Consider the following 22,224-nt stretch of genomic DNA (forward strand, 5'->3'; position numbering starts at 1 on the left):
CCAGCTTATAGGTTAATTGACGCCATTAAGCACATTACTCGCCTATAGCGCGATAAGATCGATCACTGATTGAATCTACTCTACTCACGGTTAAATGATAACGTCAGGATTTGCGCTTGTATCTCATCTTGATTCGCTAATATTGAGCATCTAATCTTATGTACCTAGCATCGGCAAAACGGCGCAAAATGCGCCGTTTTTCATGGTAAAACAAGCAAAACTATTCACAGGGTCTTAACATGTGGAGCATTTTTGCCAGTTGCTCGATGCCGATCTGAGCGGGTTTGGGTAAGTTATCTAATTCAATAGATAACAATAGATTTTTAACTTGTAACCCTAACTCAGTATCCCCTTCTATACGTAATTTACGTTGAAAAAATAAGGTATCAGGATCTTCTATCCCCGCGGCCACTAGTATCAACTCAGGCACATTGGCACTTAAAGTCACATCAGGCTGAGTAAACGATCGTACTTGTAATTGTTGAGCAATCCCCACCTCAAAACGTAAACCAATATCATCAACACAAATCCCCACCCACTTGTGTTTGAGAAAATCGAGTTCATCTGACTGCAATTGTTCAGCTAACACTCGATTAAGCAGTGTATTGATCGCGGCTATTTTTAATGTTTCTGGCATGACACTGAGCGAGCGGCGACTAACCTGAGGTGCGAAATGCAATACCTTTTGCGCTAAGTGTTGCGATAATTGTTGTGATAATGCCTGAGTCATCGAGAGTACCTACTTGCAAATAGAGCCAATAATCAAGTGAGTTTACTGGTAATTTATCTAACGAAACCTGTTTTAAATCAAATCATGTTAACTCAATCACATTTACACTCCTGTTCTTTGAAAAAATGAGAACACCAATATGGAACTCTTATGCCCCGCCGGTAATTTAGCGTCACTCAAAGCCGCGCTCAATGCCGGTGCTGATGCGGTTTACCTTGGACTAAAAGATGACACCAATGCGCGTTCGTTTGCAGGATTAAACTTTTCTGCCCCACAGCTAGCTCAAGCGACTCACTTAGCCCATAGCCAAGGCCGAAAGGTGTTTTTAACCCTAAACACCTTCCCTAAACCCGGTGAGGAACATCGCTGGTATCAAGCAGTTGATTTAGCAGCACAATTAGAAATGGATGCACTTATCGTTGCCGATTTATCATTACTCGATTATGCCCACCAGCATTATCCACACCTTCCGTTGCATTTATCGGTGCAAGCGAGTGCGACCAACCTCGGAGCGCTGTCATTTTACCAACAAGCTTTTAATATTGAACGGGCTGTATTACCACGAGTGCTGTCAATAAAGCAGGTTCGGGATTTAGCGAAAGTCAGCTCTGTTGATCTGGAAGTCTTTGCATTTGGCAGTTTGTGCATCATGGCGGAAGGACGTTGTCATTTATCATCATATGTTACAGGTCAATCCCCGAATACCGGTGGCTCATGCTCTCCCGCGAATCATGTTCGCTGGCAAGACAGTGGCAGTGATAAATTAACCAGACTGAATAATGTGTTAATCGATAAAGCCGATGCGAGTCAACAACTGGGCTATCCAGTGGTCTGTAAGGGTCGATATGTTGCTGAATACGATCAAGATGCAAAATATTTACTCGAATCACCCACCAGCTTAAGCACCTTAAGCTTATTACCTGAACTCGCTAAAGCGGGCATCAAATCACTCAAAATTGAAGGACGTCAGCGCAGCCCTGCTTATGTAAGTCAAGTGACCCAAGTTTGGCGCAGTGCTATCGACACTTATTTGGCCAATCCCGATTCGTTTTGCGAACAACCACAATGGACGCAAGCATTGGCTAAAGTATCCGAAGGACAAATCACCACATTGGGCGCTTATAAGCGTCAATGGCAATAAGGTTACAGAATGAAAATATCTCTTGCTCCAATTAGCTACTGCTGGTCAAAACCTGACGTTGAGCTTTTCTATCAACAAGTGGCATTAAGTCATATTGATACTGTTTACTTAGGTGAAACCGTGTGCAGTCGTCGCCGCGAACTCAAGTTTAACGACTATCTTGATCTGGCGAATATGCTTAAGTCTCACGGTAAACATGTGGTGTTATCGACCATGGCACTAATAGAAGCACAATCAGAGCTCAATGAATTAAAAAAAGCGATTGAGAATGGTGACTTTAGTATTGAAGCTAATGATATGGCGGCAGTACATTATGCACAGCAAGCCAAAGTTCCTTTTGTGTGCGGACCAATGATTAATAATTACAATCGGGCCAGTCTGGATTTACTGCATAAAAAAGGCATGTTCCGCTTTGTTATGCCATGTGAGTTATCTCAACAGTGGTTAAGTCGTATCATCAATCAAGGTGATAAACCCAAGTTTGAAATTGAAGTGCTCGGCCACGGCTATATGCCGCTAGCTCTTTCAGCGCGCTGCTTTACCGCTAAGCATTACCAATTACCGAAAGATAAATGCCAAACGATTTGCCAACGCCACAGCAAAGGTTTATTGGCTCAAACTCAAGAGTCGCAGCCCTTATTACGCTTAAATGGCATTCAAACTCAATCAGCGGCGCAAATAAATCTGATTAACCAAATTCCCCAGATGATCACCATGGGAGTGGACTATTGGCGGATTTCACCCAACAAATTAACCGATATTGACTTGGGTTCTGAGCTTGCCAGCGCACTACAACAGGTAACAAACGACCCATTTAATACTGAAGAACTATTCAATCAACAATTTAATCACAAGCAGCATACTGCAATCATTCATCATCATTGCAATGGTTACTGGTTCGGATTGCCGGGCATGGACTATCGCCAAGAGAACCAAGAAACTGTGTTTCCGTCATAAAAACTCAGCCGATTGCCATTAATGCAACCACTCATAATAATGATAATATTCATGTTCATTAATGGCATACAAGCGACTTAAAAACTCACACACCCAAAGATGAAACACTCCAGAAACAAACCATTAACCAAATGATTATATTAGTTATTTATCATGTACAACATCATTCCCGCAAAGTAAATATCTACTCATATTTAACTAATATCTATTCGATTAAGTTATCATTTTACATACAGCAAAGAAGGGGGTAACCTTGCCTACCCAAAAAACACAACTGAATGGACATTCAATCTCTGTCCATAAGAAACAGTTGGATAGCCAAGCTGGCCAACTTACAGCAAATACGTAAGGTGTATTTAACGTGACACACAAAAAACATAACATTAAAACAATTCTTACCTTTATCATTCCGTCACTGATTGGTTTGTTACTGTTTATGACGCCTATCACTGTCAATGGTTCGATTACCATCCCAATTGCAATCATTTCAAAAGCATTGCAAAACCAAATGGGCAGTTCGATTCAGCTTATTGTGACCTGCATCGTTGTATTTATGGCAATAGCCTCATTGCTCACCCAGCTTATGAATCCTAAATTTGTGCGTAAAAATATTTTTTTACGCACCTTATTAAAAGTAAATTTATTTTGGTTAGCCGTGCGGATATTAGGTGCGGTCTTTATTGTCATGGTTTATTTGCAGATGGGACCTGATGCGATTACTTCATCGGCAACGGGTGGTTTAGTCTTAAATGATTTAGTGCCTGTACTATTTTCAGTGTTTATTTTTGCAGGCATGTTATTGCCGCTATTGCTCAATTTTGGTTTATTGGAGTTTTTTGGCACGTTATTAACCAAAGTGATGCGTCCAATATTCAATTTACCCGGACGCAGTGCGATTGACTGTATGGCATCTTGGTTAGGTGACGGCAGTGTGGGCATTTTAATGACCACCAAACAATACGAAACCCGTTTCTACACGGCACGAGAAGCAGCCGTTATTGGTACCACTTTTTCAGCGGTATCGATAACTTTCAGTCTAGTGGTTATATCGCAAGTAAAACTTGAGCACTTGTTTGTACCATTTTATCTCACTGTGTGTTTGGCAGGATTTGTCGCCGCTATCATAGTGCCGAAATTACCGCCGTTATCATGGAAAAAAGATCTGTATATCGACGACACCCCACGCCATGAAGATGATGAAACAATTCCTGCTAGTCACGGTGTCTTTTCATGGGGATTTGAACAAGCAATGCAGCGAGCATCCTCTGCTGGTGGCATTAAACATGTCCTAACAGAAGGGATTAAAAACGTTGTTGATATGATTTTTGGGGTAATTCCAGTCGTTATGGCTATTGGTACCGTAGCGTTAGTGCTCGCTGAACATACACCAATTTTTAACTACTTAGGTATGCCATTTATTCCACTGTTAGAGCTACTGCATATTCCTGAAGCCACTGAAGCCTCAAAAACAATTGTGGTGGGATTTGCCGATATGTTTATTCCATCTATATTGGCCAGCTCTATTGAGTCTGACTTAACCCGTTTTGTCATTGCGGCATTATCTGTCACTCAGCTTATTTATATGAGTGAAGTGGGTGCTCTTTTGATTGGTAGTAAAATTCCGGTGAACTTTTTTGAGTTGTTCGTTATCTTTATCCTACGGACATTAGTAACGCTTCCTATTATTGCATTAATGGGCCATTTACTGATTTAGTAGGCGCAACTAAACATAACATCTTAATATCAACTCAGGAGCGCATTGCGCTCCTTTTTTATACAAAATATTCTCTGCGTAACCGAGATAAATCGAGTATGCTTAACAAATAAGCATTGGCTATGTACCATAGCCATATTGATGACTAAGGGTGAACCATGGACAACAGACGTAAATTTTCTCGTATTTTATTTGCAGCCAGTGCGCATCTTGCGCAAACAGAACAAACTTGGCGCACTAAAATTTTAGATTTAAGTCTCAATGGCGCTCTAGTAGAACTGCCAGCAGGTTATACTGGTCAGCTACATACCATTTTAACCTTAGCGTTTGTGTTAGCCGATTCTGATATTGAACTGCACATGGAGGCGGAAATTGTTCATAAGACCCCAGAACATCTTGGCTTAAAATGCACTCATATTGATGTTGACAGCATTACTCATTTGCGCCGTATTATCGAACTCAATATGGGCGATGCAGAATTATTAGATCGTGAGCTTACCTCGTTAATCACACCAGTTCCTTAAGCTTGCAGATAAACCATGAGATGTAAAAAAGGTAAGCCAATGACTTACCTTTTTTATACCAATAGCCCGCTGTATCACTCGAAAATTAATTAATCAGCTCAAGTAACTCGTGGATAGTTTTAACTGGGATGATTTTTGCGCCGAGCCCTTCCATGGTTTTATGATAATTACGAAATGGAATAAAAATCTCCGTAAAACCATGCTGCGCAGCTTCTCTCACTCTGGGCACTCCGCTATCAATTGGGCGCACATCACCATTCAAGCTCAACTCACCCATAATACAAGTGGTTCTTGGCACCACAAAGTCATTTAAACTGCTCAATAATGCTGTCACAAGCGCTAAATCGATACAGGTTTCTGACTCATCAATTTTTAGCCCACCAACGATATTGAAAAATGTGTCGTGGAATATTTTGGTTTTAGTATGTTTACGCAAAATACCGGTTAACATTTTAATCCGATTCATGTTTAACCCCACACACACACGCTGGGGAAATTCTGATTCAGTTTCAGTTGTTAAACATTGGATTTCTAATAGTAAATTACGGTTACCTTTACGAATACAGGTAATAGTCGAGCCAGGTGACTCTGTAGTAGAACCCGATAAGAATATCTCACTGGGATTATCTACGCTCACCATACCGCGTTCGCTCATGCGGAATATGCCCACGGTATCAACATCACCAAAACGGTTTTTATTGGCGCGCAAAGTGCGAATTTGACCATCATTAGTGTCGATATGTAACAGTGAATCCACGATATGCACTAAGGTTTGCGGCCCAGCAATTTCGTTATTTTTATTCACATGAGCAATAATGAACATGGTGACATTATTTTTTTTACAATATTGCGTAAATGCCTGCGCCGCCGTTTTAACTTGTGAAGGCGATCCCGGGCTGCCATTGGCGGCATCAGTGACAACCGCTTGAATAGAATCAATCACCGCAAACTTGATTTGCTTGGCTTCTAATTCCTCAATAATAGCTTCTACACTGGTTTCAGACAGCAAAAACAAGTTATCTTCGTTGTAATGAAGCTTTAAACGATTAACTCGGTTTTTAAACTGCGATAATGACTCTTCTGCAGTACAGTATAATGATGCCATCGACTGTGACATTCGGGCCACTAGATCAGATAACAAGGTCGTTTTACCTGCGCCAGGATCACCGGAAATAATATTCACCGAACCCGTGGTCAAACCACCGCTAAGCACTCGGTCTAATTCACCGATCTCAGTAAGTCTTTTTTCAGCATCTTGTGACTCAACTTCACTGAGTTTTTTTGAACCACCACCAGCAGCACCGGCGTATCCCAATACCGAAGTACGAGAAGTAGTGCTTTTTGTGGCAGATAATTTCATTTCCACTAAAGAGTTCCACGCACCACAACGACACTGTCCCTGCCAACGAGGATAATCTAGGCCGCAATCGTCACAAACAAATGCCATTTTTGGAGCTTTTGCCATGTTAATTCCCATGTTGCAAATCAATTAATACAATAAGATTGATACTATTAGGCCTGAGGACCAATCGACAATCACTGTGAACATATCATTCTTTATTAGTCATACCGGCTGCTCATCAATACAACTATAACGGCTTAAACCACTCATAAGATAATAATAACAATCAGCTTTACAGAGTTCTTTACGATTAACACCTTGCCCACACGCAATGAACACAAACGCTAAGCCATTATGAATAAGCTTCAAGCAACACCAAGATACCGTTAAGACACTATGTTCATCTGAACGGTAAAATAATTAGCCCTAAAATCATTTCAGCATAACTCTCGAACAAGGTTCAAATCTATATTACTATAAAGATCAGCACTTTCTTGCCGATAAAATTATTAGCCAGACTCACAATAAACAATTAAAACGACAAAATAATGAGTTTAGATAACCACAGTGCATTAATCGAACAACTAAAACCTCTGTTCATGGAACCTGATTTTCAGGACGTTTTTGAGCAGTTAACTGCTGACGAATCAAATTCCACCCGTTTTCTTCTGAAAATGGAGCTCAACCGTATCTCATCATTGTGTAACAGAATTATAGATTTACGAGATAAAACAGAACTCCCTTGCAAAGAAGTCGTTATCGCTAATCAAAAGCACTTCCTTGACCAACCCGCTAAGGAGGCTTTAGAGCAAGCACTGCCTTTATACCGCAATCAATATACTCTAGGGGTATACGAACAGGTTATTAAAGCCCATAAGCTGCGACGCATAAAATTAAGAGAAAATATTCCTGCCGAGTCTATTGGCGAAGACAATCCATTTTTAATCCCTGGGGTCGTACTCGGAAGTTACTTTAATCGCTGCGAAGAACGAATGAATTATAGCATTCGAATTCTGGTTTCTCAGCAAGGAATACCCGAAGTTAATGGTATGACACTAGATTTATCTGTCGGCGGTGCGCGGATTAAGTTGCCATTAAAACACCAACTGGATCAAGACAAACCAGTTAAAATTAAACTGCTTGAAGTCAGTGATGAGTTTTATGTAGAAGAGCTACAGCATGGCATTGAATATCAAATAGTTGATGTTCAAAATAAAGACAATACAGCGATTTTTAGACTGAAAAGACTTGGTGGTGGAGAAGCATTAGATAACTTGCTATCACAGCTAATCCGCAGCTATAAATTCCGCTATAAAGTGGATGTCAACGATGTCATTGTTACGGCTACGGGTTTAGGTTATGAGCGTCATTACTTACCACTACTAACCCATTTACCATTATATATTTCCATTGTTGACGGAAAACCACTGATAGCCTATGAATTGCTCGGCAGAGGTAATCAACCGATCCAACATTATTTTCTAGATGAAAATCAAATTAGCCAGCTACCGAGTTTCATTAATACTCGCCGCTTGACCCAATTGATTAAACAACCAGACAATAATGAACATTGTTACTTATTCAGTTTTACTCATAGCGCCCATGGGAAAGTGCATTTTTACTCTGCTACATTAGCAGAGCTCAGAGCAACTAAAAATCTTCATCTATTTTTAGGTTTTGCCTCTACCAAAGCGAGCTGGCGAGTGTTTAGAATTGTCATGCAGCCTATCGATCATAGTAAGAATTATAAAAACTCTACATTACCGGGTGATGATGCTCGATATGGCGCACTTACCGAACAACAATTAGCTCAATTTAGCCATACGTTACAATTAATTGACTTAACAAATAAAGAAGCAAATGAAGACTATCAAAGTTGGTTTGATAAATCCGATGTAAATGGTTTAAAGATATTTTCGCAAGCAAAAACAAAACAACACAGCATTAAAAAAGTATCAATGCCATTTAGTGAACGACGCCATGAAGCTCGGTTCGCCTTTAAAACCTCAATCACAATTCAGCAAGGCGATAAAAAAGCCACCGGTATTACTCACGATATTTCGAGTCGAGGTTTACAACTCACATTTGAAACTTCGACGGATTTTAATGAACCTGGTGCGGTAACATTATCGTTTCCACGTCTACAAGCCGCAGCAGGCAAAGCCAATTTAACCCATTTACCTTATCAGTTAATCCGCAGCAGAATGGGTGGAAAGACTTTGCATTTAAGCGCTTTAATAGGCCATACACCCCATGATGGTGTGGAGTTTTTAAGTAAATTAATTGCCCACAACAAACAGAAGTTTGAGCAACTATCCGATCATGAAGGTCAGCAAAAAGAGCTGGCTGATGGCATGAAAAACCTGTTCATGCGCCAGTTACCCGGTGTACCATATTTTATCGAAAAAACAGTAAAATCAGCACAAATGGCTTACATAGGTATTGGTACAACGACGGATGAAATTAGCCACTTATTTGCCCAAGATAGTGACAAAGTACTGCAGTACAATTTAATGCCGCTGCTGGAAAATAACCTACTGAAACAAAAGATTATTGACCCTATCAAATTAATGAAACCGAATCAGGATATGGTTTTCTTTGAAGTGTTTATGCAACTGACTCGCCACGCTAGAGGAACAGTACAGATCCAATGTAAACTTAAATCTGAACTCGGTGATCGTCAGCAGCAAATTCAATTTATCACCCAAAGTAAAAAAGCTGGGCGCTTTATGGCATTAAGAGTGTACTTAGGGGCAACAGATAAGCCTGATATGAGCTATATTCGACGCGAGCTAGAGTTTATCCACATTCATGCTAACCACAGAGCAAAGCACCTAGAAGAGCAATTATGGAGAGTGATTGGTTCAGGTGAACTATTAGATATTACTGCTGAAGTTGAACTCCGTTTTCCTAGCTTAATGCCTGCAGCCTAGGTAATACTCAAGCAAGGATAAAATAATCGCTAGCGTTACAGTGTCAAATACCACTGCTTAATTTGCACAAAGTGATCTTGCTCTGCATGTCGATTCGTCAACATTCCTGCATGATCATAATCCAATAAATTACCCTTTTCTTTGGCGAGCAAGGTGTACTTTATCTGGCTAAAACCACATTCATCAATCATATCTCGTACATCTGACGGATTGCCTAATACACGATCATTTTTCCCCGCAATAAACCACGCTGGTGGCCAAACGGCTTTTTCAGCAGCTTGAGCATAATGAAAACTATCATCATGATCAATCCACTCTCCCCTAACCCAATCGATGGTTTGTAATAAGGACGCACTGCTCTCGTTATCCATACCAACGCGGAGTCGACTGGCATTAAAATATCCCTGCTTAGCTATGCATAATGGCGCAAAGCGATTCCAAAAAAAATCGACCATCAACCATTTCTTAAGTGATTTCACCTTTATGGTCCGTTTAGACCCAAAGGTTAGTAACGAAGCTACACTTGATTGCAAATGAGTATACCGAGCCAAACTGCTGGCCATTAATACTCCCCCCCATGAATGAGCACACCAATGAACTTTATTGACTAAAGGATGACGTTGCAGAATAAATTGTTGCACTAAAGGTAATTGCTCACGGATAACCTCACCTTGGCCCAAGGTGAAATCACGATTAATTCTAGGCTCACTCAAGCCTCGACCCGCGGTATCCATTACATAAACATCAAAGCCAGCTGCTGCCAAAAAACAGCCTAACCCACGACCTTTTTCACTGTAAAATACTTTCCCGTTAGACATAGCCCCATGCAACATCAAGATAGGGACACCTAATGCCGTCGGCGACGGAGGGCGAATATGACGCAAATGCAATTGGCCATCACGATATGGAATGAATAATGAGTCTTGGAGGATATCTATTGTCAAAATAAGCAGTTATGTTAGTAATATTGATTATAAAACTAACATTACTGCAGTGAAACACAACTAGAATAGAGTAATAATTCTATATTTAGTCGGTAAGCGCCAATCGTTAAAGCTGTAAACAAAAAACCAATGCTCGTAAGTCGATATTTTGTATTGATGCATCTGCGGCTTCAATTAACTTAGGCTTTGCATGAAATGCTATCCCCAAGTCTGCGGCCTGAATCATTGGGATATCATTAGCACCATCACCAATAGCCACTCGCTGGCCTGATGCGATAGTCCATTGTTGTGCACATTGACTCACCACATTAGCTTTATATTGCGCATCGACAACATCACCAGTGACTTCACCGGTTAGCTTACCATTAACAATAACCAGCTCATTGGCAAACGCAGCATCAAGATTAAGTAACTGCTTTAAGTGGCCAACAAAAGGTGTAAAACCACCGGAAGCAACCACCAGTTTCCATTGATGCGCTTTTAACTCGGCGAGCATGGTTTCAAGACCGGGCATTAAAGGCAAGGTATCACATAACTGCTGAATAATCGCCGCATCAGCCCCGGCAAGTTTGCTCACTCGCAGCCTTAAAGACTGCTCAAAATCTAACTCTCCACGCATTGCACTTGCGGTTACTTTTGCCACTTCTTCGCCAACACCAGCCATGGCAGCCAGCTCGTCAATACACTCAATTTCAATGGCTGTGGAGTCCATATCCATGACGAGCAATCCAGGTTGATTTAGACGTGCTAGCGGTTGTTGAATAAGCACAATTTCAGCTGAAATATTATGTGGAAATGATGCTATCCATTGCTCATCCACGGTCTGAGTTGCTAGTTCAAAGCCAAATAAATCATTCTGTCTCACAAGCTTAGCGACATGAGCATCGGTTGATATTGAAGAGAGCCATGACTCAATCTCACTTGAGCATTCGCCATTAAAAATAACTCGGCAACGGTAAGGTAAATGAGCTTGCAAGCTCAATAAATATTCTGACTCTTGATAGCGATATAACACACTGCCTAGATGTTGGTATGTATCACAAGTATCTGAAAATAAGAAGTTTAATAAAGCGTTATCACATTTTTCCAGCATCAATACGGCCTCTTAGAATGTTACGACTATCTACTGACAAATTTTTCGATTAGTATAGCTTTTTGATAATTCTCTGTAATTGGATTGGTACTGAGTGCTTGTTAGACAAATAATGCATCCAAAACAGCCCCCAATTAAATAGAAAAAACCCTGAGGATTAAAGTGATTTTTGTTAAAGGTCTTAAGAAAAGACAAAAAATCAGCAGGATTGTGCAAATTATCGTGGCAATAGTGCTGATATTCGGCCTAATCTATTTGTGGCAATCGAGTTTACGTAATGGTCAAAAATTACTAAATTCGCAGACAAAAGTAATGGCAAGACTATTAGCACAACAAGCGGCTAATGGTGCAGCTCCTGCAATGTATTTGCAAAATGATGAGCAGCTTCAATGGCTTGCCTCTGCGCTGGCTGCTGACCCTAAAGTTATGTCGGTCAATATCTATAATTCTCAAGGCGTCAGATTGGCCTTCGCCCAGAGCGTCTCTTATGAAAAACTAGAAGCTGATTCAGAAATATTAAAAGGCTTATTAAAACCATATCCTCCGTTAATTGAAAATGTCATCCAGGATGAAAACAATTTAGGCTATGTTGAAGTACGTTTGAATCTTGATATCTTTTTTGACGAAATCAAAATATTGCATGAACAAAACATGCAATTACAACAGATGATGTTAATTGTTGCTGGTTTTATTGGTTTGCTATTATCGCGAGCATTATCATTTAAGCGTGCCGATTTTGATCGACGTAAGACCCAAGCTAAGTTGCGTAAAAAGCCTAAGAAGATCGCCTTGGTAAACGCTGACGAGCCTAAAAGTGGCCCACAAGAACCTAAAACGTAGAGAATAAAATTACAGACATAAAAAATGGGCACTCTAATAAGTGCCCATTTTCATTTATAACGTTTGATTATAGCGTTAATGCTGCATCTAAGGTCATAATAATCATGTCGCTGAATGTGGTTTGACGTTCATCAGATGTGGTTTTTTCACCAGTACGGATGTGGTCAGATACAGTAACAACACACAAAGCTTTAGCACCTAATTCATGTGCAACACCATATAAACCAGCGGCTTCCATTTCGACACCTAGAATGCCCATTTTTTCCATAACATCAAACATTTGAGGATCTGGAGTATAAAATAGGTCGGCAGAGAAAACGTTACCAACACGGATTTTAGTGCCGTGCGCTTTAGCTGAATCAACAACTGCACTGAGTAAGCTGTAATCTGCAATGGCAGCAAAATCGTTATCTTTGAAACGTAAACGGTTCACTTTAGAATCAGTACATGCACCCATACCGATAATCACATCGCGTACTTTTACGTCAGTGCTGATTGCGCCACAAGTACCTACACGGATTAAGTTCTTAACCCCGTAGTCTTTGATAAGTTCGTGTGCATAGATTGAACAAGATGGGATACCCATACCTGAACCCATAACAGAAATACGCTTACCTTTATATGTACCGGTAAAACCGAGCATATTACGCACATCAGTCACTTGCTCAACATTTTCTAAAAATGTTTCAGCTATGTATTTGGCACGCAATGGATCGCCAGGAAAAAGTACCGTTTCAGCAAAAGCACCTTCTACAGCATTAATATGTGGTGTAGCCATGTTTATAACCCCTATGTTTCTATTTTATTTTGTGTTGCTTAATCTTGTTTGTAGTTTAGCAAAACCATTAACCTTTATATAGAACCGTCGTTTGAAAATGTGACTAATTAATAAAAGATTTACCATAATCCATCGGTTCTAGCTTGAAATAACTCGCAATAGATTGACCGATATCGGCAAAAGATTGACGACGACCTAGTGAACCGGCAGATAAACCGGCGCCATAGGCAAGAACAGGAACACGCTCACGAGTATGCTCAGTGCCAACCCAAGTAGGATCGCAACCATGATCAGCGGTGAACACGACTAAATCTTCAGGTTGTAGAATAGCCAAGAGTTCAGGTAAACGTGAATCAAAGTATTCAAGAGCTTTAGCATAACCAGCGGTATCGCGACGGTGACCATAATGAGAGTCAAAATCAACAAAGTTAGTAAACACTATAGTGTTATCACCAGCACGTTTAATTTGTGCTAAGGTTTCATCGAATAACTCTTCAAGTCCGGTCGCTTTAAATTGCTGTGTAATACCACTATGAGCATAGATATCAGAAATCTTACCAATACTAACCACTTCACCACCGGCATCTTTCAGCTTATCTAATACGGTCGGTGCTGGAGGTAATACGGCATAATCATGACGATTACCGGTACGGGCAAAATCAGCAGCACTAGTACCAATAAATGGACGGGCGATCACACGGCCAATATTATAAGGTTCTAACTCTTCACGGGCTATTTTGCACAAGTTGTATAAATTTTCTAAGCCAAAACTTTCTTCATGACACGCTATTTGGAATACAGAGTCTGCAGAGGTATAGAAAATAGGCTTGCCTGTTTTCATGTGCTCTAGGCCTAACTCTTCAAGAATTTGAGTCCCCGAGGCGTGGCAATTGCCTAAGAACCCATCTAAACCAGCGCGTTGAAGAATTTTATCAGTGAGTTCTTTAGGAAATGAGTTGGTTAAATCACTAAAATAACCCCACTCATAAAGAACAGGAACCCCTGCCATTTCCCAGTGACCGCTTGGCGTGTCTTTGCCCGAGCTTAATTCGTCAGCATGGCCATAAGCACCGATGATTTCGACGTTATCAGCAAATCCAGCAGCAAATTTACCAGTACTTTCAAAACCAGCATGACCTAGGCCAAAGCGAGCAAGATTAGGTAACTTCAATGGACCTTGACGGCCGATATCCGCTTTGCCATCAGCACAAGCTTGCGCGATGTGACCAAAGGTATCAGAGCCAAGATCACCAAACTTATCGGCATCAGTTGCAGCACCGACACCAAAAGAGTCGAGCATTAAAATAAAAGTACGTTTCATTATGTGTTTCCTTATAAATCTGAAGCGCGAATATAACGATATATTTCAGGCGTCTTCTGTGGCGCACTGTCGCCAATAATAATGGCTTGTTGGACAGCTGCGGCAGCTTCGGCGAAAGCATCTTCAGATTGAGCATGGATCATCGCTAACGGTACATCTTTGTTAACTTCCTGGCCCAATGCACATACTTGGGTTAATCCAACACTGTAATCGAGTGCATCACCAGGTTTGCGACGTCCACCACCTAAGGTGACGACGGCTAAACCAAGTTCTCGGGTATCCATTTGGTATGCAAAACCTGATGTATTGGCATACACAGGGCGAATAATTTTCGCATGAGGTAGATACTTATCATATGCCTCAACAAAATCGGTTGGGCCACCTAAACCAGATACCATTTTAGCAAAAGCTTCAGCTGCTTTACCATTATCTAATACAGCGTTTAGCTTATTACGCGCTTCCGCTTCATTCTGTGCAATACCACCCAAAATGAGCATTTCGGCACATAATCCCATGGTGACAGCATATAAACGAGGATTACGATATTGACCCGTTAAAAAGTTTATCGCTTCACGCACCTCAACAGCATTACCAGCACATGATGCTAAAACTTGGTTCATGTCAGTTAACAATGCCGTTGTTTTGGTACCTGCGCCATTAGCAACGGCAGTAATACTGCGGGCTAATTCTTCAGATGCTTCATAGGTAGGCATAAATGCCCCGCTGCCCACTTTGACATCCATTGCGAGAGCGTCTAGTCCTGCGGCTAATTTTTTAGACAAAATAGATGCGGTAATAAGTGAGATTGACTCAACCGTTGCGGTATTATCGCGAATTGAATAAAAACGTTTATCGGCAGGGACTAGATCACCAGTTTGACCAATAATGGCTACACCAGCGTCTTTAACGACTTTGCGGAATAATTCACTTGATGGTTCAGTTTGATAACCAGGAATAGCATCAAATTTATCTAACGTTCCACCAGTATGGCCTAAGCCACGGCCAGAAATCATTGGTACATAACCACCACATGCCGCAGCCATAGGGCCAAGCATTAGGCTGATGACATCACCAACACCACCAGTGCTGTGCTTATCGATAATAGGGCCATTGAGGCCGAGTGAATCCCAATTTAATACAGTGCCGGAATCACGCATTGCAATCGTTAAGGCAATTCGCTCATCCATATTCATATCTTTGAAATACACAGCCATACCAAATGCGGCAATTTGCCCTTCAGAAACAGTGTTATGAGTGATGCCATCTACAAAAAATTGAATTTCGGCAGTGCTTAATGCATCACCGTTACGTTTTTTACGGATAATCTCTTGAGCAAGAAACATATAGAGTCCCCATGAGGCAATCCAACACCTTTAGGATCGCCATTAATATCAAGAATGTCATTCAATGATGACGCTTTGCATAACGATTATTCGTTATGCAAAGTGGCTGTTAATACATTATGCCAATTAGTAACCTGAAGTCGGTTTCGGTGCTTCAGTTAGCTCTAATGTATGCAGCAAGCTATTTAATAAGCTAGAAGCACCAAAGCGGAAAGTCTGTGGACTAACCCAATCAGCACCCAAAATACGCTCAGCCAGATCTAAAAACTCTGCTGTTTGAGCCGCATCACGCACGCCGCCAGCAGGCTTAAAACCAACTTGACGATCTTTTTCGCTGATCACGGTCAACATAATTTCAGCCGCTTCAAGAGTGGCATTAACCGCCACTTTACCGGTTGATGTTTTAATAAAGTTAGCGCCAGCATCAATTGATAATTCAGAAGCTTTACGAATAAGAGCAGGATCTTTTAACTCACCAGATTCGATAATGACTTTCAACAATACATCATCACCACACTCTTCTTTACACGCTTTAACCAGTTCAAAGCCAACAGTCTCATTACCTTCCATTAATGCACGGTATGGAAATACAACATCAACCTCATCGGCACCATAAGCAACGGCAGCACGAGTTTCTAATACAGCGATAGCGATATCATCATTACCGTGTGGGAAGTTAGTCACAGTCGCAATCTTAATGTCTTCACAATCAAGCTCATTAAGGGTTTTACGTGCAATAGGAATAAAGCGAGGATAAATACAAATCGCAGCTGTATTACCAGCAGCAGACTTCGCTTTATGGCATAAGTCGATCACTTTTTGATCGGTATCATCGTCATTTAATGTGGTTAAATCCATTAATGAAATACCGCGTAACGCTGCTTTTTTTAAATCAGTCATAATTGCTCTCCGAAACGAAAAATCAAAGTCGATAATTTTTTTCAGGCAACACTATAGAATGGGCATATGATTATTATTATGGCCGGGCCTTCAGTGTTGCCAGTAAATCTAGATAATATTTACTAACCTAAGTATTCAATCTGATAACGAGTACCACGACTTGAATCCTTGAAGACCGGAAAAGAAAAAACAAAGACATTTGTTTCAACAATTCCGCGAAAAATCCATTTTAGCGCGTAAAGATACAACTTTGTAGAGTACAAACCTTTATATAAAAATATTGTTAACTTAATAGTTTTAAATAAAAATTCGCGGCTGTCTTATAGTGGAAAAGTTAGAGCCGCAAATGCGACTCTAACATGCACTATACCTATCTTAGAACTTGTAAGTTGCTGTTAGGTAATGTGACCAACCTGTAGATTCTAGGCCAACGATTCCGCCTTCATCTTCAAGTAGGTATACGTCTTTGAAGCCTTTTAAGCCATAACCAAGAGCGTAACGATCTGAGTGCCAGTATAGACCAAAGAAGATGTTACCACCGCTTGAAGTCTTAGGAACGAACATGTCGTCAACTGCGTCTGCACCAAATTGATAATCAACATAACCTTGGAATGACAAGAAGCTCTTGTTATCAAAGAAGTAGAAAGGTTTGAACCAGTTAGCTGAGAACTGATATCCGTTCCACTCTTTAGCATTCATGTCGTAGAAACCGTAAAGGTTCATACCCGTTTTGCCTAACCAAGGTACATTTACGTCAGCACCAACACCCCAGAATGTAGAGTTAACGCCTTCGCCGTTAAGACCATCCCAGTTAAACAAAGTAGAGAAATATACTTCTTGGATTGGGCCAAAAGATAAATCTTTACCTGTGATAGCATCGATAGAGAAACGTGGAGCAAACTTCATAAACAATTTGCTAGTGCCAGAACCTGGGTTCTTGTCACCATTGTCAGACGTTTCATTAGCTAAGTTGAATACATCAACATAACCGTATAAATCTACAACACCAGAACGACCACCAAACTCCATTTCTAGGTAGTTATGTTGATCACCTGAAGCTGGGTTATCTGGCTTTTCACCGATAGAGTACATAGCGTTAAACTGCATCCACTTGTAATCAGTACCGTGAAGATCGCTGCGGTCTGCAGCAAAAGCATTACCAGAAATAGCAGCAACTGTTGCACCGGCTAAAGCTAACATTTTTACATTTTTCATCATCAACCCCATGTATATTATTAAACTATCTTCGTGGATAGCACTTCTTTTTTAATCATTCGCATTTTACCGTTACTGATATTAATCTCAATATTTAATCGATAAAAAACGAATACAAAATTCTTTTTTGTGAACAATGTCGCGACTATTTGTCTACACTCTATTCACAATTTGACATTTTAATTTTGACTAGAGGATTTAATACATCCTCTTTCGCAATCAATAAAACGGCATAACTTCGTATTGGGAAACGGTGGATTAACACAAAATCAATAACAACTTTATTATAAACTGGGTCTCTAATATGGATTAAGCTAAAGACCCAGTTATTGGGGTATTCCCCCTGGACTTACTCTTAGATAGCTAAGAATAAACCGGCTAATGTCGCGCTCATTAAGTTAGCTAATGAACCAGCGATAACAGCACGGATACCTAATTTAGCAAGGTCATGGCGACGTGAAGGAGCCATAGCACCTAAACCACCAAGTAAAATTGCAATTGAAGATAAGTTAGCAAAACCACATAGGGCGAAAGAGATAATCGCTTTAGTGCGGTCAGACATCATTACACCAGTTTCTGCTACAACTTTGAAACCTTCTGCTGAAGCATCAAGTAGATACGGAGCAAAATTTAAGTAAGCAACAAATTCGTTAACCACAATCTTTTGACCGATGAAAGAACCAGCAACAAGCGCTTCATTCCAAGGTACACCGATTAAGAATGCTAAAGGCATAAAGATATAACCAAGGATGAGTTCAAGAGTAATACCCTCTAAACCGAACCAACCCGTTACACCACCGATGATACCGTTGATCATGGCGATTAAACCAACGAATGCGATCAACATAGCACCAACGTTTAATGCTAAATGCATACCTGATGCAGCACCTGAAGCAGCAGCATCTAACACGTTTGCTGGCTTATCAGGATCATCTGGTAAATCGTCCATTTCGTTAATAGCAGCTTCTGTTTCTGGGTGCATCAATTTAGCCATTAACAGACCACCAGGAGCAGCCATGAATGATGCAGCAACTAAATATGCAATTGGAACACCCATTTGCGCGTAACCAGCTAATACAGAACCTGCAATAGAAGCTAGACCGCCCACCATGATGGCGAATAATTCAGATTGTGTCATTGTCGCAATAAACGGACGCACAACTAGTGGTGCTTCAGTTTGACCAACGAAAATGTTCGCTGTTGCTGACATTGATTCAGTGCGGCTAGTACCGAGTGCTTTTTGTAAAGCGCCACCGATAATACGGATAACCCACTGCATAATGCCTAAATAGTAAAGCACTGCAATTAGAGAAGAGAAGAAAATAATGACAGGTAATACGTTGATGGCAAAAATAAAACCAACTTTAAAGTTAGCTAAATCACCAAATAAGAAGCTAGTACCGGCTTGTGCATAACTAATCACACTTGATACCGCATCTGAAACACCTTTCAGAATATCTTTACCGACTGGAACATATAAAACAAAACCTGCGAAGAATGCTTGAATAGCTAAAGCACCACCAACAGTACGAACATTAATTGCTTTTCTATTATTTGATAGTGCAAAACCTATCAATAGTAAGGTGACCACCCCTACTAAACTCATTATTATATCCATTAATCATCACCCTTTTGTTAACAGTTTTTTTGAATGTTGTTAACTCACCTAATTTCCGCTGACGATTATAACTGAGCGTGAAACGAAAAGCGTCGTTTTGATCAAGTTTTTAAACTTTAATTTCAAACCCTTACGACATTAAAAACAATTAATAATGTTGTGTTCATAAAAAAACAATTAAAGCTCAAACAGTTGCAAAGCATTTTTATTCAACTGTTCTAATATACAGACAGTGGTTTTTTTCTTTAAAAATGCGATTTCGGACACAATTCGAGGCAATATAAGGGGAGTGTTTCGTGATTTAGGTTGATCAAACGGAGGCATGCTCGGTGAATCTGTTTCTAATAAAAAGTGTTCAAGGGGTAAATTAACCACTGTTTCACGGAGCTTTTTCGCACTAGGATTGAGTATTAAAGCACCAACACCTAATTTAAAACCGAGCGAAACATAGCGTTTGGCTATATCACTGTTGCCATAAAAACCATGCACCACACCACCCTTTATCAATTTAAAACGCGCTAACATTGTCAATAATTGTTGATGCGCTTTCACGGCATGTAAAATGACAGGCAATTGATAATTTTGTGCCAGTAATAATTGTTTTTCAAGTAACAACAATTGGTTATCTGACCAGTGATGCAATTTATCTAGGCCACACTCTCCAATCGCCACCAAACGCTTATTATTGCTATATTGCTGTAACATTGTATCAAGCTTCATTATCGCTGTATCAATGTCGTCTGGGACAAACCAAGGATGAATTCCAAGCGAAAAATAACAATCAAATTTATCTGCAATATGAATTTGCTGCTGCCACTTTTCTGCTGATACTCCTGGTAAAATAACCGAAGTAATACCACTTTCATGCATAGCATCAAATAATTGTGTTCTATCATTATCAAACTCTGCCATGTCGAGATGTGCATGGGTATCAATCATAAGATCACGCTCTGCTATTACTGATATTAATTACGGATATCATGTTAAGTGACAATAGACTCATATATTGACATATCACGCCCATGATCGCTCATCCTTGGTGCACAACTGAATTTATTTTTCTTTGTCAACGTAATCTCAGCGTTCCATAAGATGCAATTTTGCCAAGATGTTACCAATAAAAGCTTAAAAACAGCTTTGCTCAGTCAAATATCTACTTAAAAATAGTAATAAAAAAGGCGGCAAAGCCACCTTTCATTAACACACTTGAAACATTTGCTATAACAATTAATGCTCTCGAGTTTTGGCAAACTCAATATCAGGATAACGTTCCATTGATAGGTTTAAATTCACCATAGTAGGCGCAATATAGGTAAGATTATCACCACCATCCAGGGCTAAATTCTGACTACACTTACGACGGAACTCTTCTAGTTTACGCTCATCTTTGCAATACACCCAGCGAGCAGTACTCACACTGATACCTTCGTAAATGGCTTCGACGTTGTATTCACTTTTTAAGCGTCCAACAACCACTTCAAACTGCAGCACACCAACCGCTCCAACAATTAAATCGTTAGAGTCTAGAGGTCTAAAGACCTGCACAGCGCCTTCTTCAGATAATTGCACTAGTCCTTTGAGGAGCTGCTTTTGTTTCAGTGGATCTTTTAAGCGAATACGGCGGAACATTTCTGGAGCAAAGTTAGGAACACCCGTAAAGCGAAACTTTTCGCCTTGGGTAAAGGTATCACCAATACGCATGGTGCCGTGATTATGTAATCCAATAATATCACCAGGATATGCCGCTTCAGCACGGGCACGATCCCCTGCCATAAAGGTTAATGCATCACTGACATTAACATCTTTACCAATGCGAACATGGTGCATTTTCATACCTTGCTCATACCGACCCGAGCAAACACGCATAAAAGCAACACGGTCACGGTGTTTAGGGTCCATGTTGGCTTGAATTTTGAAGATAAATCCTGAGAACTTTTCTTCATCAGGCGTCACGTTGCGTGCATCACTTTCACGCGGTAACGGCTTAGGTGCCCACTCGACGATACCGTCTAGAATATGATCGACACCAAAGTTACCCAAGGCTGTGCCGAAGTATACAGGAGTCAGCTCACCTTTAAGAAAGGCTTGTTGATCAAATTCATGTGAAGCACCAGCAACCAGCTCCATTTCATCACGAATTTCAGACGCATAAGAGCCCAGTACTTTATCAAGCTCAGGATTGTGCAATCCTTTAATAATACGTTCTTCTTGAATGGTATGACCCATACCACTTTGGTATAAAATAACTTCATCACGTAAAATGTGATATACACCTTTAAACTCTTTACCTGAACCAATAGGCCAAGTAATAGGAGCACAAGCTATCTTTAAAATCGCTTCAACTTCATCCATTAACTCTATAGGATCGCGAATATCACGGTCACATTTATTCATGAACGTCACAATAGGCGTATCGCGTAAACGGGTCACTTCCATTAATTTAATGGTTCGATCTTCAACACCTTTAGCGGAGTCAATCACCATTAAACACGAGTCGACCGCAGTCAGGGTACGATAAGTATCTTCAGAAAAGTCTTCGTGACCAGGTGTATCAAGTAAATTGATTAGTGCGCCACCGTAAGGAAACTGCATAACAGAGGTGGTAATAGAAATACCACGATCTTTTTCCATTTCCATCCAGTCAGATTTAGCATGTTGACCAGACTTTTTGCCTTTTACCGTGCCAGCCTTTTGTAAGGCATTTCCGAATAAAAGTACTTTTTCGGTGATGGTGGTTTTACCCGCATCGGGGTGCGAGATGATAGCAAAGGTCCTTCGCTTATTGATTTCATTGAGAAAATCTTGGTTTGCCATGTATAAATTCTTTTAGT

18 protein-coding genes are annotated in these 22,224 nt (G+C 40.4%); 6 read left to right on the forward strand and 12 right to left on the reverse strand.

Annotation, left to right across the window (positions count from 1 at the left end; all coding sequences use genetic code 11):
- Nucleotides 1–220 precede the first annotated feature (220 nt).
- Nucleotides 221–730: a ubiquinone anaerobic biosynthesis accessory factor UbiT gene (gene ubiT / locus GW828_RS14265; RefSeq protein ID WP_273058013.1), complete on the reverse strand. Its 510-nt coding sequence runs from the start codon at nt 728–730 to the stop codon at nt 221–223.
- Between the two features lie 139 nt (nt 731–869).
- Here ubiT and ubiU point away from each other — a divergent pair, with 139 nt between their 5' ends.
- The 4 genes from ubiU to GW828_RS14285 all read left to right on the forward strand — a co-directional run bounded on the left by ubiU (nt 870) and on the right by GW828_RS14285 (nt 5,066).
- Entirely contained in the window at nt 870–1,871 is a 1,002-nt protein-coding gene (gene ubiU / locus GW828_RS14270) for a ubiquinone anaerobic biosynthesis protein UbiU (RefSeq protein WP_273058014.1), read from the forward strand.
- Nucleotides 1,872–1,880: 9 nt separating this feature from the next.
- Nucleotides 1,881–2,828, forward strand: coding sequence for a U32 family peptidase (locus tag GW828_RS14275; RefSeq protein WP_182754887.1), 948 nt, complete (start codon nt 1,881–1,883; stop codon nt 2,826–2,828).
- A 436-nt stretch (nt 2,829–3,264) separates the two neighbouring features.
- On the forward strand, nt 3,265–4,542 hold the full coding sequence (locus tag GW828_RS14280; protein WP_420542429.1) for a YjiH family protein: 1,278 nt from the start codon (nt 3,265–3,267) through the stop codon (nt 4,540–4,542).
- Between the two features lie 158 nt (nt 4,543–4,700).
- Nucleotides 4,701–5,066: a PilZ domain-containing protein gene (locus GW828_RS14285; RefSeq protein WP_124017616.1), complete on the forward strand. Its 366-nt coding sequence runs from the start codon at nt 4,701–4,703 to the stop codon at nt 5,064–5,066.
- Nucleotides 5,067–5,151: 85 nt separating this feature from the next.
- Here the strand turns inward: GW828_RS14285 and radA are convergent, their stop codons facing one another.
- Nucleotides 5,152–6,531 (reverse strand): DNA repair protein RadA, encoded by a 1,380-nt coding sequence (gene radA / locus GW828_RS14290; RefSeq protein ID WP_182697871.1) that lies wholly within the window; start codon nt 6,529–6,531, stop codon nt 5,152–5,154.
- A gap of 425 nt (nt 6,532–6,956) precedes the next feature.
- Here radA and GW828_RS14295 point away from each other — a divergent pair, with 425 nt between their 5' ends.
- Nucleotides 6,957–9,341: a PilZ domain-containing protein gene (locus tag GW828_RS14295; protein ID WP_273058015.1), complete on the forward strand. Its 2,385-nt coding sequence runs from the start codon at nt 6,957–6,959 to the stop codon at nt 9,339–9,341.
- Nucleotides 9,342–9,376: 35 nt separating this feature from the next.
- On the opposite strand, the gene GW828_RS14300 is transcribed toward GW828_RS14295, so the two are convergent.
- The gene (locus tag GW828_RS14300) at nt 9,377–10,285 is read right to left on the reverse strand and encodes an alpha/beta fold hydrolase (RefSeq protein ID WP_273058016.1); all 909 of its coding nucleotides are present in this window, start codon (nt 10,283–10,285) and stop codon (nt 9,377–9,379) included.
- 106 nt (nt 10,286–10,391) lie between these two features.
- The gene (gene serB / locus GW828_RS14305; RefSeq protein WP_273058017.1) at nt 10,392–11,378 is read right to left on the reverse strand and encodes a phosphoserine phosphatase SerB; all 987 of its coding nucleotides are present in this window, start codon (nt 11,376–11,378) and stop codon (nt 10,392–10,394) included.
- Nucleotides 11,379–11,540: 162 nt separating this feature from the next.
- Here serB and GW828_RS14310 point away from each other — a divergent pair, with 162 nt between their 5' ends.
- Complete coding sequence (locus GW828_RS14310) at nt 11,541–12,218, forward strand: AhpA/YtjB family protein (RefSeq protein WP_124017621.1); 678 nt, start codon at nt 11,541–11,543, stop codon at nt 12,216–12,218.
- Nucleotides 12,219–12,285: 67 nt separating this feature from the next.
- Here the strand turns inward: GW828_RS14310 and deoD are convergent, their stop codons facing one another.
- The 8 genes from deoD to prfC form a co-directional block, all read right to left on the reverse strand.
- Nucleotides 12,286–12,996, reverse strand: a complete 711-nt coding sequence (gene deoD, locus GW828_RS14315; protein WP_059746461.1) for a purine-nucleoside phosphorylase — start codon at nt 12,994–12,996, stop codon at nt 12,286–12,288.
- A gap of 103 nt (nt 12,997–13,099) precedes the next feature.
- Nucleotides 13,100–14,317, reverse strand: coding sequence for a phosphopentomutase (locus GW828_RS14320; protein WP_124017622.1), 1,218 nt, complete (start codon nt 14,315–14,317; stop codon nt 13,100–13,102).
- Between the two features lie 11 nt (nt 14,318–14,328).
- Entirely contained in the window at nt 14,329–15,660 is a 1,332-nt protein-coding gene (gene deoA, locus GW828_RS14325; protein WP_124017623.1) for a thymidine phosphorylase, read from the reverse strand.
- Between the two features lie 126 nt (nt 15,661–15,786).
- Entirely contained in the window at nt 15,787–16,560 is a 774-nt protein-coding gene (deoC, locus tag GW828_RS14330; protein WP_124017624.1) for a deoxyribose-phosphate aldolase, read from the reverse strand.
- Between the two features lie 375 nt (nt 16,561–16,935).
- Entirely contained in the window at nt 16,936–17,775 is an 840-nt protein-coding gene (locus tag GW828_RS14335; protein ID WP_124017625.1) for a nucleoside-specific channel-forming Tsx family protein, read from the reverse strand.
- Nucleotides 17,776–18,130: 355 nt separating this feature from the next.
- Nucleotides 18,131–19,393, reverse strand: a complete 1,263-nt coding sequence (locus tag GW828_RS14340; protein ID WP_182697867.1) for a NupC/NupG family nucleoside CNT transporter — start codon at nt 19,391–19,393, stop codon at nt 18,131–18,133.
- A gap of 177 nt (nt 19,394–19,570) precedes the next feature.
- Entirely contained in the window at nt 19,571–20,332 is a 762-nt protein-coding gene (locus GW828_RS14345) for a TatD family hydrolase (protein WP_273058018.1), read from the reverse strand.
- 288 nt (nt 20,333–20,620) lie between these two features.
- Complete coding sequence (gene prfC, locus GW828_RS14350; RefSeq protein WP_273058019.1) at nt 20,621–22,207, reverse strand: peptide chain release factor 3; 1,587 nt, start codon at nt 22,205–22,207, stop codon at nt 20,621–20,623.
- Nucleotides 22,208–22,224: the final 17 nt, after the last annotated feature.

The sequence above is a fragment of the Shewanella vesiculosa genome (assembly GCF_009994065.1).
GTDB lineage: Bacteria > Pseudomonadota > Gammaproteobacteria > Enterobacterales > Shewanellaceae > Shewanella > Shewanella vesiculosa.

Excerpts from the sequence above, each read along its gene's own strand:
- ubiT (WP_273058013.1), bottom strand. The coding sequence starts at position 730 with ATGACTCAGGCATTATCACAACAATTATCGCAACACTTAGCGCAAAAG.
- deoC (WP_124017624.1), bottom strand. The coding sequence starts at position 16,560 with ATGACTGATTTAAAAAAAGCAGCGTTACGCGGTATTTCATTAATGGAT.
- serB (WP_273058017.1), bottom strand. The coding sequence starts at position 11,378 with ATGCTGGAAAAATGTGATAACGCTTTATTAAACTTCTTATTTTCAGAT.
- deoD (WP_059746461.1), bottom strand. The coding sequence starts at position 12,996 with ATGGCTACACCACATATTAATGCTGTAGAAGGTGCTTTTGCTGAAACG.
- GW828_RS14280 (WP_420542429.1), top strand. The coding sequence starts at position 3,265 with ATGACGCCTATCACTGTCAATGGTTCGATTACCATCCCAATTGCAATC.
- GW828_RS14335 (WP_124017625.1), bottom strand. The coding sequence starts at position 17,775 with ATGAAAAATGTAAAAATGTTAGCTTTAGCCGGTGCAACAGTTGCTGCT.
- GW828_RS14295 (WP_273058015.1), top strand. The coding sequence starts at position 6,957 with ATGAGTTTAGATAACCACAGTGCATTAATCGAACAACTAAAACCTCTG.
- ubiU (WP_273058014.1), top strand. The coding sequence starts at position 870 with ATGGAACTCTTATGCCCCGCCGGTAATTTAGCGTCACTCAAAGCCGCG.
- GW828_RS14345 (WP_273058018.1), bottom strand. The coding sequence starts at position 20,332 with ATGATTGATACCCATGCACATCTCGACATGGCAGAGTTTGATAATGAT.
- GW828_RS14275 (WP_182754887.1), top strand. The coding sequence starts at position 1,881 with ATGAAAATATCTCTTGCTCCAATTAGCTACTGCTGGTCAAAACCTGAC.
- GW828_RS14320 (WP_124017622.1), bottom strand. The coding sequence starts at position 14,317 with ATGAAACGTACTTTTATTTTAATGCTCGACTCTTTTGGTGTCGGTGCT.
- GW828_RS14340 (WP_182697867.1), bottom strand. The coding sequence starts at position 19,393 with ATGGATATAATAATGAGTTTAGTAGGGGTGGTCACCTTACTATTGATA.
- prfC (WP_273058019.1), bottom strand. The coding sequence starts at position 22,207 with ATGGCAAACCAAGATTTTCTCAATGAAATCAATAAGCGAAGGACCTTT.
- GW828_RS14285 (WP_124017616.1), top strand. The coding sequence starts at position 4,701 with ATGGACAACAGACGTAAATTTTCTCGTATTTTATTTGCAGCCAGTGCG.
- radA (WP_182697871.1), bottom strand. The coding sequence starts at position 6,531 with ATGGCAAAAGCTCCAAAAATGGCATTTGTTTGTGACGATTGCGGCCTA.
- deoA (WP_124017623.1), bottom strand. The coding sequence starts at position 15,660 with ATGTTTCTTGCTCAAGAGATTATCCGTAAAAAACGTAACGGTGATGCA.